Below are 12,295 nucleotides of genomic sequence, written 5' to 3' on the forward strand. Positions count from 1 at the left end.
GTGCAGCTACGGAATGGAATCGACGCAGCCGTCAGGCGCTCGTCTTGCAAGTTGGGGATTTGAACATGAAGAAATTGGCACTCGCTGTGGCGGCGGTTGCAGCACTGACGGGGTCGGCCTCGGCGGCTGATCTTGGCGCTCGGCCGTATACGAAGGCGCCGCCGCCGGTGGCGCCCGTCTATAACTGGACCGGCTTCTATGTCTTCGGCGGTGGCGGCGGCGGTCTGTGGGATGCTGACAGCAACGTTCAAACCACCGTTGGCGCGATTCCGCTGTCGCGCGACACGCGGCTCGGCGGCGACGGCTGGTTCGGTACCGTTGGTATCGGCTACGATTGGCAGTTCAACGGCCGGTGGGTTGCCGGCGTGTTCGCCGACGGCCAGTTCGGCAGCCTTCGTGGTTCGTTGACCGACCCGATCGACCAGGTCGAGGGGCGTGTGAAGCTTCGGACTAGCTATGCGGCCGGTGTGCGCCTCGGCTATCTGGTTGCGCCGAATGTCTACTCCTATGTCAACGGCGGCTATTCGGGTTCGGAATGGTCGGGCACGACCCTTTCCGATCTCGCCGGAAACCCGGTCGGTGCGACCACTCCTTCGTTCCGTCGTGACGGCTGGTTCGTCGGTGGCGGCGTTGAGAACAACCTCGATATCTTCGGCATCAGCGCACCTGGTTGGTTCATGAAGACCGAATATCGCTCCGCGTTCTACGACCGCATCTCTCTGCCCTCATCGTTCCTTGATGGCACACCGACGGGAATTTCGACGACCTTCAAGCCTTGGGTGCAGACGATCAGCACCTCGATCGTCTACCGTTTCAACTGGGGTACCCCGGTCGTCGGCAGGTACTGATCTCTGCTGAACTGGCAGGCAGAAGCCCCGGCATCGCCCGGGGCTTTTTTTGCGTTTGCGCCTGGGGTTCGTTGCAAGACTGGCACGTCTGCGACATCCGGGGCTGGCAAAGCCTCGCCCCAGTCGGCATCTTCCCTCAATCTCGACAACAGAAGCGGAAAACAACAATGGGAACGCCCCTCTTCGACCTTACTGGCAAGGTTGCGATCGTCACCGGCGGCAATGGTGGAATCGGGCTTGGGATGGCGCGCGGGCTGGCGGATGCCGGCGCTGCGATTGCCGTCGTCGGCCGCAACGAAGAGAAGTCGGCGGCCGCGGTCGCCGAACTTAAGCAGCGCGGCGGCAAGGCCGTTGCGATCGCCGCCGATGTCACCGACAGCAAAGCCGTCGCCGACATGGTGGCGCGCGTCAAAGCCGAGTTCGGGCGAATCGATATCCTCGTCAACAACGCCGGCATCAATATCCGCAAGCCGCCGCATGAGCTCGATATCGGCGAATGGGACAGCGTGATCGCGACCAACCTCACCAGCGCCTTCCTATGCTCGCAGGCGGTCCATCCGGCGATGAAAGAAGCCGGCGGCGGCAAGATCATCAATATTGGCTCGATGATGTCGATCTTCGGCGCCAGCTTCACGCCGGCCTATGCCGCGAGCAAAGGCGGCATCGTGCAGTTCACGCGCTCCTGTGCCTGCGCCTGGGCGGCCGATAACATCCAGATCAACGCGATCCTGCCCGGCTGGATCGACACCGACCTGACCCGGCGCGGCCGCAGCGAGATCGCCGGGCTGCATGAGCGGGTGCTGGCGCGCACGCCGGCGGCGCGCTGGGGCGATATCGACGATCTCTCGGGGATCGCGGTGTTCCTCGCGTCGCCGGCTTCCGATTTCATCACCGGCAGCGCCATCCCCGTCGACGGCGGCTATTCGATCATGGGCTGATTCAGGAGAGCGCGGGCGACTGCACATGTTCGGGACGCACGCCGATCCCGACGAAGCGCGCGGTGATGCCCTGCAACCAGGGCATCGCCGTGACCAGCCGCACCGCCAGCGGAACCTTGACTGGCTGATTGGCGGGTCCGAGCGCCGTGCTGATGATCCTGTTCTGCACGATGGTCTGCATCGTCTGCGTCATCTTCATCGGAAATTCGCGCCGCTTGCGTACCGCGTCGAGTTCATCCTCGGTCGGGCAGCCGCCCGCAAGCTTTGCCGCCAGCAGATTGGCGGTCGCGACCGCATCCTGCACCGCCAGGTTGACGCCGACGCCGCCGACCGGCGACATCGCATGCGCGGCGTCGCCGATGCACAGCAGCCCCGGCAGTGTCCAGCGCTTTAGCCTGTTAATCGCAACCGTCAGGAGCTTCACGTCGTCCCAGCTTTTGACATCGGAAATGCCGGACTTCAGGACCGGCGCCAGCCGCACCACGTCATCCAGCAGCGCCGGAAGTCCCCTCGCCTTCACCGCGTCGTATTGTCCCTTGGCGATCACATAGGCGCATTGCCAGTAATCGCCTCGGTTGAACGTGACCATCATCTTGCCGGGCTCGACCCGCGCGAACAGGTTCTCGTTTTCGTCCGGCCGCCGCCCGACGCGAAACCACAACACGTCCATGGGCGCGCCGATCTCCTCGACCGCAAGTCCGGCGCGCTCGCGCACAGTCGAGTGACGGCCGTCGCAAGCAATCGTCAGATCGGCCTCGATGTCGAGCGCGCCCTCCGGCGTCTTGGCCCTCACGCCGGCAAGCGCTTCGCCATTGCGGATCAGATCGGTCGCCTCCGTGCTCATCAGCACTTGCAGTGAAGCGAAACGCTTGCCGCTCTCGCGCAGGAAGTTGAGAAAGTCCCATTGCGGCATGAAAGCAATGAACGGGTATTTTGCGTCCGTGCGGGAGAGATCGGCGATCCGGACCTTGGTGCCGCCGAACATCCCTTCGAGCTTCTGCAATTCCTGGTGCGGTAGCTTGAGGAAGCCGTCGATCAGCCCGAGTTCGTCCATCACCTGCAAGGTCGAGGGATGCACGGTGTCGCCGCGAAAGTCGCGAAAGAAGTCAGCATGCTTCTCCAGCACCACCACATCGACGCCGGCGCGGCCCAGGAGGTAGCCAAGCATCATGCCCGCCGGCCCGCCGCCGACGATGCAGCAGCGCACTTTCATCCTGCGCACCGACGGATGCTGCGATACGCTTGCGCTCATGATGCCCTCGTCGAGACCCGGCTTGAACTATAGCGCCAATCAGACGACTAGCGTCGGAACATCTTGATCTCCGATACGCTGCCGTCGCGATAGGTCAGCTCCACCGAGACCGACTTGGTCTGCGGCGCAAGCTTCAGATAGGGCTGCGCCTCGTGCGGGATCACGCTGGGGTCGCGCGGATCGCAGGGCGGCATCTTCAGCACCTTGTCCGGCACTGCGCTGTCGATACCGATACGCGCCTCGCGGATCGCGCAGCGGTAGGACATCAGATGGGTGTAATAGACCAGGAGCCCGTTGAACTCGCGGAACGACAGCCAGCTCGTCGCAGTCATGTCGAGGATCTTGCGCTGGTCGCGGATCAATGCCGCTTCGGGGTCGAACCGGATCGGAAATGGCCCTTGCATCTCCCCGGCCGCATCGACATAGCGGACCTGGATGGTGCCGGCCGGCGCATCGGCTGCCAGTTCGATCGACGGATTGGGCATCCGTTTGCGCGTGCGCGGATCAAGCGCGTCGATGAATCCGGTCTCGCGGAAATCGCCGCCGTCGCCCATCCGCCAGGAGATTCCGAGCGCAGGGTCCGCGATCGAGAACACCACCGTCCAGCCGCCATTATGGCGGGAGAAACTTGCGATCGGCGCGTTGACGGAATCGTCCTTCGGAATACGCGGCACCGAGACCGGCGGCAATGCTGCAAGCTTCTGCGGTGCCTCGGCAGCTCCCGCCACATCCTGCGCTTTCGTCATGCCGTTCAGGAACACGTCATCCACCATCTGGTCGAAATAAACAGGGATCTGCTTGTGCCTGATGGTCTCGGCCGCCTCGCTGACCAGGCGCCGTGTCTGCTGGGCGACCTGGACCAGATTCTTTCCGGGCTGCAGCAACTGCTTGGCGAAGGTACGGGTGAACACCGAATTGGGATTGGTATCGTCGTTCGACAGCCGATCGAGGGCGGTCTGGCGCGGGCCGGCCGAGAACACCGAGAATACGCCCTCCGGCAACTGCGTCAGCGGCGCCAGCCCGCCACCGCCGGCGACCGCGCGCGTTCCCGGCCGCTCGAACGGATTGTTGCGGCAAGCATCGAACACCAGGATCGAGGTGCGCGCCTTCTTGTTCTGCAGGCGCTCGACGATGCGGTCGGCGAGAACAGATGCGTCGCGCACCAATTCTTCCTGGCCCTCGGTCGCCGCCGGCACGTCGGTCGGCAGCAGGAAGTTCTGGCCGGCGATCTCGAAGCCATGGCCGGCGTAAAAGAAGAACGCGGTGTCGCCAGGCTCGATCGCCTTGTCGAAGGCGAGCAGCGTCTCGGAGAATTGCTGCCGGTTCTGATTCTCGGCGATCATGACGGAGAAGCCGAGTTGCTTCAGCGTGTCCGCCATGGTGCGGGCGTCATTCACCGCCTTCTGCAACTTGGGGACGTTCTTGTACTCGTTGTTGCCGACGACCAGCGCAACGCGCTTTTCAGCCAGCGCGGGCGCGGCGAGAGTTGCCGATGCCAGGGCAATGCCCGCGACCATCAGAACTCTCGAAAGAAAGCCAGCCATTCTCTGCCCCGTCTCACCAAGCGCCCCGTAACGCGCGACCGTCGATGCCATAGTCGGTACACCGCCCCAACGGGTTCAGTGTACGAGCTTTCGCGTTCGGCCAGTACCGCCCCGCCATTTGACGGCCAAATGACAGCTCGCCCCTTATTTGTGCGAAAACATTAAGCTTTTTCGAGCATTTGGGCAGTTCCCAGATTGACTTTGGCGATTTCGAACCTATGTTCCGGACAACGCGGCCTTGGATCGAAACGCGATTCCCTGAGTTTGCCGCCTGTCAGCGTCAGTCAGAGCCCCCGAGCTTTTTTGAGAAGCAACGCCGTTTCGGGGCGAAACGCGACCAGCCTTTTTACCCTCGATTCCGAACGGCGGTGTCGACAAGAGGCTCAATGTCTTTTTCCAATCTCGGCCTTTCCGACAAGGTCTTGGCCGCCGTAGCGGCCACCGGATACACCAATCCCACGCCCATCCAGGAACAGGCGATTCCCCACGTTCTCGCCCGCCGCGATGTCCTCGGCATCGCCCAGACCGGCACCGGCAAGACCGCCGCCTTCGTGCTTCCGATGCTCACCATCCTCGAGAAAGGCCGGGCCCGGGCACGAATGCCACGGACCCTGATCCTCGAGCCGACACGCGAGCTCGCCGCCCAGGTGAAGGAAAACTTCGACCGCTATGGGGCCGGACAGAAACTCAACGTGGCGCTCCTGATCGGCGGCGTCTCGTTCGGCGACCAGGACAGCAAATTGACCCGTGGCGTCGACGTCCTGATCGCGACCCCCGGCCGGTTGCTCGACCATACCGAGCGCGGCGGACTATTGCTCACCGGCGTCGAGCTGCTCGTGATCGATGAAGCGGACCGCATGCTGGACATGGGCTTCATCCCCGATATCGAGCGCATCTGCAAACTGGTGCCCTTCACCCGTCAGACGCTGTTCTTCACCGCCACCATGCCGCCGGAAATCCGGCGCATCACCGAGGCTTTCCTCCACAACCCCGTGAAGGTCGAAGTCTCCAAGCCCGCCACTACCGCTGTCACCGTCACGCAATCGCAGGTGCCCTCCGGACGCGAGCCGCACCAGAAGCGTGAAATCCTCCGCCGCCTGCTGCGCGGGGCCAAAGATCTCAACAACGCGATTATCTTCTGCAATCGCAAGCGCGAAGTCGCCGTTCTTCACAAGTCGCTGCAGAAGCACGGCTTCAGTGTCGGCGCACTGCACGGCGACATGGACCAGTCCGCCCGTACGGCCGCGCTCGATCAGTTCCGCAAGGGCGAGCTGCCGCTGCTGGTCGCTTCCGACGTCGCGGCGCGTGGCCTCGACATTCCCGCGGTCAGCCACGTCTTCAACTTCGATGTCCCCCATCACCCCGACGATTACGTTCACCGCATCGGCCGCACCGGCCGCGCGGGCCGCACCGGTACCGCAATCTCGATCGTCACGCCGCTCGACACCAAGTCGGTCGCTGCAATCGAGAAGCTGATCGGCCAGCCGATCCCGCGCGCTGAAGGCGACTTCTCGGTTCAATCGGATGAGAACGAGACCGACGAGCAGCCGCGCGAGGCGCGGCGGCGCGACGGGTCGCGCGAGCGCAGCGGCCGCAACTCGCGGCGCGAACGTGAGCCGCGAGTTGGTCACGGCCGCGATAGCCGCAATGCCAATTCGCAGCCGCCGGCCGCCACCAGCCCGCGCGTGCCTTCGATCGGCCGCCCGGAGCCGCGACGCACACAGCGCGACGTCGACTCAGAACCAGCCGATCACTCGCATCTCCCCGCGTTTCTGCTGCGCCCCGTGCGGGCCCGCGTCTAGCGCTTTGCGCAGCGTCGGCCCGGATCAGGCCGACGCCCTAATCTCTTGGCTTGGTTCGTTTTTTTCGTGCCGCCGATTCTTCCATCAGAATCGTCGGCGCGCGGCGTGCGATTCCCCTATTTACGGGGCGTTCATTATCCTCCATTAGCGTGGCAACGATACTTTTATTCATTGCGGCTGAGCGGCGCGGCTCGGTATTGGGGACTTAGTCAGTGGTCAAGCTGCTGGACGAACACGAACGCACGATGGCTTTTGCCGAGGTTGCGCTTGGGCAGATCAGGTCGCTTCGTCAGCCCGCCGTCCCCCGCAACTACGAAATCTGGTATGTCTACGCGACCGGATACAATGCTCCCCTCAACAAGATCATCAACGAGACTCTGGCGCGCAACGGCAAGCTGAGCGAAGCCGATCTCGAGCAGATCTACGAGACCTATCTCTCTCACATCAAGACATCTGATCGCATCGACAAGGTCGGCGCGCGCGTCATCGGCGAGATCGACGATGTCGTAACGCTGATCTCGGACGCGCTCGGCATGTCCGCGAGCTACGATGCAAGCCTGAGCGGCGCCAGCGAAAGGCTCGCGAGCGTGAAGAATCGCGACCAGCTCAAGCCGATCATCGAGCAGCTTGTGAAGTCGACGCATGAGATGCGCGAAACCAACAAGGCACTCGAGAATCGCCTGGCGCTGTCAAAGACCGAGATCAGCAATCTCCAGCACAGCCTGGAGGCGATCCGCGCCGAGAGCCTGACCGATCCGCTGACCGGGCTTGGCAACCGCAAATATTTCGACCGCTCGATCGAGATGGCCGTGCAGACCGCGATCGCCAATGACCAGCCGCTGTCGCTCCTGATGTTCGACATCGACCATTTCAAATCGTTCAACGATTCCTACGGCCATCTCACCGGCGATCAGGTGCTGCGGCTGGTCGGCATGTCCTTGAAGCAGACCATCAAGGGCCAGGATATCACCGCGCGCTACGGTGGCGAGGAATTCGCGGTTGTGCTGCCCAACACCAGCCTGCGCCAGGCGCTGACGGTGGCCGACCATATCCGCCGCGCCGTGATGGCGAAGGAATTGAAGAAGAAATCCACCGGCGAGATCCTTGGCCGCGTCACCATCTCGGTCGGCGTCTCCCTGCTGAAGCCGGGCGACGACACGGATGCGCTGATCGAGCGCGCCGATGCCTGCCTCTATGCCGCCAAGCGCGCCGGCCGCAACCGCGTGGTCTGCGAAGTCGACCCCGAATACACCGCCGAAATCCGCAGCCGCGTTGCGTGATGATTTCGTAGGCGAACGTTCTGTCACGCTCTCTCCCCCGTCATTGCGAGCGCAAGCGAAGCAATGCATCTCACCGCTTGTGGAGGCATGGATTGCTTTGTCGCTGCGCTCCTCGCAATGACGGGCTGTAGCTTCGTAGGGTGCGTAAAGGCGCACTTGCGCCGTGCCCACCATCGCACGCGCTATCTGGAACGGTGGGCACGCTTCGCTTTGCTCACCCTACGATTTGGCGTCTTCTTGGCTTTCTTTGCCGAGGCCTTCTTCGCCGCCTTCCTTGCTTTCGGCCGCTTGCGCAATGCGGCGCGTTGCGCGGCGGCGAGCGCGGCCCTTGCCCATTGCGCCAGCTCTTCCGAATCGTCGAACAGCCGCGCCGGCAACTGCCAGTAGGAGTTCACCGTGACGGTCCGGGTGCTCGTTTGATATTGGAACGGCTTCGAGCCTTCCGCTTCAAACCGCGGAATGGTCTCTTCGTCGGCGCGGAAATAGAGCCCAGCACGCAGCGATAACGCGAAGTTGGTGCCGTCGGCAGAGATGCCGTAGCCGGAGAACATGCGGCGGATGGTGACCGGGCCGAAATCGGCAAACAGGTCGATCAGGAATTCGCGGTCCATCATGGCCCCAGCCCCGCTCTCACCCCTCATGGTGAGGAGGCGCGCAGCGCCGTCTCGAACCATGAGGCCCCGATCTCACCCGCGGCCATCCTTCGAGACGGCCGCTGCGCGGCCTCCTCGGATGAGGTCCCGTGTGCTTGGCGAGCGGTCTACACCTTCGCCGGTGTCAGCTGAACCGACTCGCCGCAGCCGCAGGCGGAAACCTGGTTCGGGTTGTTGAAGATGAACTGCGCCTGCATCTTATCGGCCTTGTAGTCCATCTCGGTGCCGAGCAGGAACAGGACTGCCTTGGGATCGACCAGGATCTTCACGCCCTTGTCCTCGACCACCTCATCGGTCGGCCGGATCTCGTGGGCGTATTCGACCGTATAGGACTGTCCCGCGCAGCCGCCATTCTTGATGCCGACGCGAAGGCCGACGATCTCGGAATCGGCCCGGTTGGTCAGTTCCATGATCCGCGCTGCCGCGGCGTCCGTCAGCTTCATGACCTGCGGGCGGGGCCGCGGCTTCGGCTTGGCAACTGGTGCGATGGTATCCATTGCAGCGGCTCTCTCTCCCTACGATGCAGAGCGGCAAAGTCTGTCATCTCAAAAATAACAACGAAATTCCGGCTGTGAAGGTCTCATGTTCGCAATTGGCTAGAACTTCTCCGAACGACACACACCTAGTAGATCGCCCATACTCCCGGTGTGACCAGTTCCAGCAAATGATTGTCCGGATCGCGGAAGTAGATGCTCTTGCCGCCGCGCGGCCAATCGGTCCTGCCTTCGATCGCGACATCGTGCTCGCCAAGCCGCTTTTCCCAGGCTGGCAATTCATCTGCGGCGATGGCAAAGGCCGCATGGATCGGGCCGCTGCCGTCGTGCGGCGGAATGGTGCCGCCGGGCAGATGGACCGTCTCAAGCGTAGCCCCGCGACGAAACAGCAGCAGCACATTCCGGCCTCCTATGTCGAAGGCCATAAACCGCGAGTCGCTCGTCAGAGGCTCAAGACCGAGCACATCGGTGTAGAACGCGCGGGCGCGGTCGAGGTCATCGACATAGAGTGCAGTCTCGATGACACCGGATAGCTTCGGCAACGAACCTCACCACATGTTGAGCACGAGGCGGGCCTCGTCGCTCATCCGATCCGGCGTCCACGCCGGCTCCCAGACCAGGTTGACATTGACGACGCCTACGCCGGGAACGCTGGCCAGCGCGTTCTCCACCATGGTGGGCAATTCACCGGCCGCCGGGCAGTTCGGCGTGGTCAGCGTCATCTCGACGTCGACGCTGCGGTCGTCCTTGAGATCGACCTTGTAGATCAATCCGAGCTCATAGATGTCGGCCGGGATTTCCGGGTCGAACACCGTCTTCAACGCCGCCACGATCTCCTGACTGAGACGCTCGGTCTCTTCCGGCGGCAAGGCGGAGCTTGTCTCCACATGGGCGGTTTTGACGTCGTCGGCAGTCTCGGTCATGCGAACAATTCCCCAGCCTTGATCAAGGCTTGCGCCAGATGGTCGACCTCTTCCCTCGTATTATACATGCCGAACGAGGCCCGGCATGTGGCTGTGACATTGAACCGGTCTAAGAGCGGCATCACGCAATGGGTGCCGGCCCGCACCGCAATCCCCTGGCGGTCGATTACGGTCGCGACATCGTGGGGATGGGCGCCCTTCATCTCGAAAGAGATTACCGGCCCCTTCTCCCGGGCGGTGCCGATCAGCCGCAGCGAATTGATCTCGCGCAGGCGCTCCTGGGCGTAGGTCAGCAGGCTGTGCTCATGGGCGGCGATGCGCTCCTTGCCGATCGAATTGACGTAGTCGATCGCAGCGCCCAGCCCGATCGCCTGGACGATCGGCGGGGTTCCGGCCTCGAATTTGTGCGGCGGGTCGCCATAGGTGACCCAGTCCTTTGCGACCTCGCGGATCATCTCGCCGCCGCCGTTATACGGCCGCATCGCGACCAGGTGCTCATGCTTGGCATAGAGCACGCCAATGCCGGTCGGGCCGTAAACCTTGTGGCCGGTGAAGGCGTAGAAATCGCAGTCGAGGTCCTGGACGTCGACCGGCAGATGCACGGCGCCCTGCGCGCCGTCGACCAGCACCGGAACGCCGCGATCGTGCGCGATCCTGACGACCTCCTTGACCGGAACCAGCGTGCCGAGCGCATTCGACATCTGCGTGATCGCAACCAGCTTGGTGCGCGGCGAGAGCAGCTTCTCGAACTCCTCGATCAGGAAATTGCCGTCGTCGTCGACCGGCGCCCATTTGATGACGGCGCCATGCCGCTCCCGCAGGAAATGCCAGGGCACGATGTTGGAATGGTGCTCCATGATCGAGAGCACGATCTCATCGCCCTGCCCGATATTGGGCTCGCCCCATGACGAAGCGACCAGATTGATCGCCTCGGTGACGTTGCGAGTGAAGATGATCTCTTCGCTGCGCTGCGCGTTGACGAACTGCGCCACTTTGGTGCGGGCGCCTTCGTAAGCCTCGGTCGCGGCATTGGCGAGGTAATGCAGGCCGCGATGCACATTGGCGTATTCGGTCTTGTAGGCTTCGGCCATGCGGTCGAGCACCGCGTTCGGTTTCTGCGCGGAGGCCGCGTTGTCGAGATAGACCAGCGGCTTGCCGTAGATCTGCAGCGCCAGCGCCGGAAAATCCTCGCGCACCCGCGCGACATCATAGGCGCCGTTGGCGACCGCCGGATGCGTGCTCATGCGCGTGCCTCCAGCCAGCGCTGTGCCGCCGCGATCACATGCTCTCGCAGCGAGTCGTTCGCGATCGATTCGATGGCCTCGCCGACGAAGGCCTGGATCAGGAGCGCCTGCGCTTCCTTCTCGGGAAGGCCGCGCGCGCGCAGATAGAACAACAGGCTTTCGTCCAGCGCACCGGTGGTCGCGCCATGGCCGCAGGTGACGTCGTCGGCAAAAATCTCGAGCTCAGGCTTGTTGTCGGCCTCGGCCTCATCGGAGAGCAGGAGCGCCCGCGTCATCATCTTGGCATCGGTCTTCTGCGCGTCCGGACGGACGACGATGCGGCCCTGGAACACCGAATGGGCGCGGTCGTCGATCACGGCGCGGAACACTTCGCGACTGGCGCAGTGCGGCACCGCGTGATCCATGAACAGCGTGGTGTCGGCATGCTGCCGGCCCTTGATCAGGTTGACACCGTTGGTGTCGACCCGCGCGCCCTCGCCTGCAAAGATGATGGTCGGCTGATAGCGGCTGACGCTCGCGCCCGACACCATGCCAAAGGTGTTGAGCTGCGCATGCGCGCCGAGCGTCACCGCGGCGGAAGCAATGTTGAAGGCTTCCAACCCGTCCTCAACCAGACGGAGATGATCGAGCCGCGCATTGTCGCCGAGCGAAACGATCAGGGAGTCGTAGGTCTGATACGCCTTTGCACCTTCGGTGGCGACAAAGCTTTCCACCAGCGTCGCGCTCGCGTCGCGGCCCAGGCGGAGCAGCGAACGGGTGTACATCGCAGCCGGCGTGCCCGTGCTCGCGACATGGACCACGTGCAGCGGTTGCTCCAGCACAGTGCCGTTGGCAATTTCGATCACGACGCCGTCGGTCGCCATCGCCGTGTTCAGCGCGATCATGGGATTGGAGTTATCGGAGGCCAGCAACTCGCCGTCCCCCGCCTCCAGCACCTCACGCAGCGTGCGGACGGAAAGGCCCTTTTCGCCCTTGCCGAGATCAGAAAGCTTTGCCGCGAATACGCCGTCGACCAGCACCAGCCGCCGCGTGCCTTCGATCGCATGCAGCTTGAGCGCGGCTTCCGCGCGCGACAGCGCCGCCGTATCGGGTGCAGCCGCCAGCGGCAGCACTTCGCGCATCAGGACGCGCAGGTCGGTGTATTTCCAGTCCTCGATCCGGCGATGCGGGAGGCCCGCGCGCTCAAAGGCTTCAAAGGCCTGCTGCCTTTGCTCGGCGACCTTGCCCGAGCCAGGCAACCGCTCACGCGCGAGCGCAAAGCTGGTGCTCACTGCGCGCCCAGAATCGGTTTTTGCCAACACGACGTTCATCACGAAT

General features: G+C 63.4%; 12 protein-coding genes. 4 read left to right on the forward strand and 8 right to left on the reverse strand.

The features are described 5' to 3' along the window. Positions 1-65: 65 nt before the first annotated feature. Together ACZIRK_RS20750 and ACZIRK_RS20755 are read left to right on the forward strand one after the other, a co-directional pair. Complete coding sequence (locus ACZIRK_RS20750; protein WP_130228027.1) at positions 66-848, forward strand: outer membrane protein; 783 nt, start codon at positions 66-68, stop codon at positions 846-848. Positions 849-1,015: 167 nt separating this feature from the next. Then, on the forward strand, positions 1,016-1,786 hold the full coding sequence (locus ACZIRK_RS20755) for an SDR family NAD(P)-dependent oxidoreductase (RefSeq protein ID WP_130228026.1): 771 nt from the start codon (positions 1,016-1,018) through the stop codon (positions 1,784-1,786). A 1-nt stretch (position 1,787) separates the two neighbouring features. Here ACZIRK_RS20755 and ACZIRK_RS20760 read toward each other — a convergent pair whose 3' ends face one another. Continuing rightward, on the reverse strand, positions 1,788-3,038 hold the full coding sequence (locus ACZIRK_RS20760; protein ID WP_165435389.1) for an FAD-dependent oxidoreductase: 1,251 nt from the start codon (positions 3,036-3,038) through the stop codon (positions 1,788-1,790). Positions 3,039-3,085: 47 nt separating this feature from the next. Continuing rightward, positions 3,086-4,555 carry a caspase family protein gene (locus ACZIRK_RS20765; protein ID WP_463328064.1) on the reverse strand — a complete coding sequence of 490 codons (1,470 nt, stop codon included), beginning with the start codon at positions 4,553-4,555 and terminating at the stop codon, positions 3,086-3,088. Positions 4,556-4,968: 413 nt separating this feature from the next. Between ACZIRK_RS20765 and ACZIRK_RS20770 the strand changes: the two genes are divergently transcribed. Further along, positions 4,969-6,384, forward strand: a complete 1,416-nt coding sequence (locus ACZIRK_RS20770) for a DEAD/DEAH box helicase (RefSeq protein WP_130228024.1) — start codon at positions 4,969-4,971, stop codon at positions 6,382-6,384. Positions 6,385-6,596: 212 nt separating this feature from the next. Next, on the forward strand, positions 6,597-7,664 hold the full coding sequence (locus ACZIRK_RS20775; RefSeq protein WP_130228023.1) for a GGDEF domain-containing protein: 1,068 nt from the start codon (positions 6,597-6,599) through the stop codon (positions 7,662-7,664). A 182-nt stretch (positions 7,665-7,846) separates the two neighbouring features. On the opposite strand, the gene ACZIRK_RS20780 is transcribed toward ACZIRK_RS20775, so the two are convergent. From ACZIRK_RS20780 to sufD, 6 genes are all read right to left on the reverse strand, one after another. Further along, positions 7,847-8,275: a TfoX/Sxy family protein gene (locus tag ACZIRK_RS20780; protein ID WP_165435390.1), complete on the reverse strand. Its 429-nt coding sequence runs from the start codon at positions 8,273-8,275 to the stop codon at positions 7,847-7,849. A 149-nt stretch (positions 8,276-8,424) separates the two neighbouring features. Then, entirely contained in the window at positions 8,425-8,814 is a 390-nt protein-coding gene (locus ACZIRK_RS20785; protein ID WP_130228022.1) for a HesB/IscA family protein, read from the reverse strand. A gap of 125 nt (positions 8,815-8,939) precedes the next feature. Further along, a complete protein-coding gene (locus tag ACZIRK_RS20790) occupies positions 8,940-9,353 on the reverse strand; it encodes a VOC family protein (RefSeq protein ID WP_463328041.1) in 414 nt (137 codons plus the stop codon). A gap of 6 nt (positions 9,354-9,359) precedes the next feature. After that, on the reverse strand, positions 9,360-9,734 hold the full coding sequence (locus tag ACZIRK_RS20795; RefSeq protein WP_028169354.1) for an SUF system Fe-S cluster assembly protein: 375 nt from the start codon (positions 9,732-9,734) through the stop codon (positions 9,360-9,362). Beyond that, complete coding sequence (locus ACZIRK_RS20800) at positions 9,731-10,978, reverse strand: cysteine desulfurase (RefSeq protein WP_463328042.1); 1,248 nt, start codon at positions 10,976-10,978, stop codon at positions 9,731-9,733. The genes ACZIRK_RS20795 and ACZIRK_RS20800 overlap by 4 nt, the downstream gene beginning before the upstream one ends. Beyond that, positions 10,975-12,288, reverse strand: coding sequence for a Fe-S cluster assembly protein SufD (sufD, locus tag ACZIRK_RS20805; protein ID WP_130228019.1), 1,314 nt, complete (start codon positions 12,286-12,288; stop codon positions 10,975-10,977). The genes ACZIRK_RS20800 and sufD overlap by 4 nt, the downstream gene beginning before the upstream one ends. Positions 12,289-12,295 lie beyond the last annotated feature (7 nt).

This window comes from Bradyrhizobium sp. Leo114, assembly GCF_055229415.2.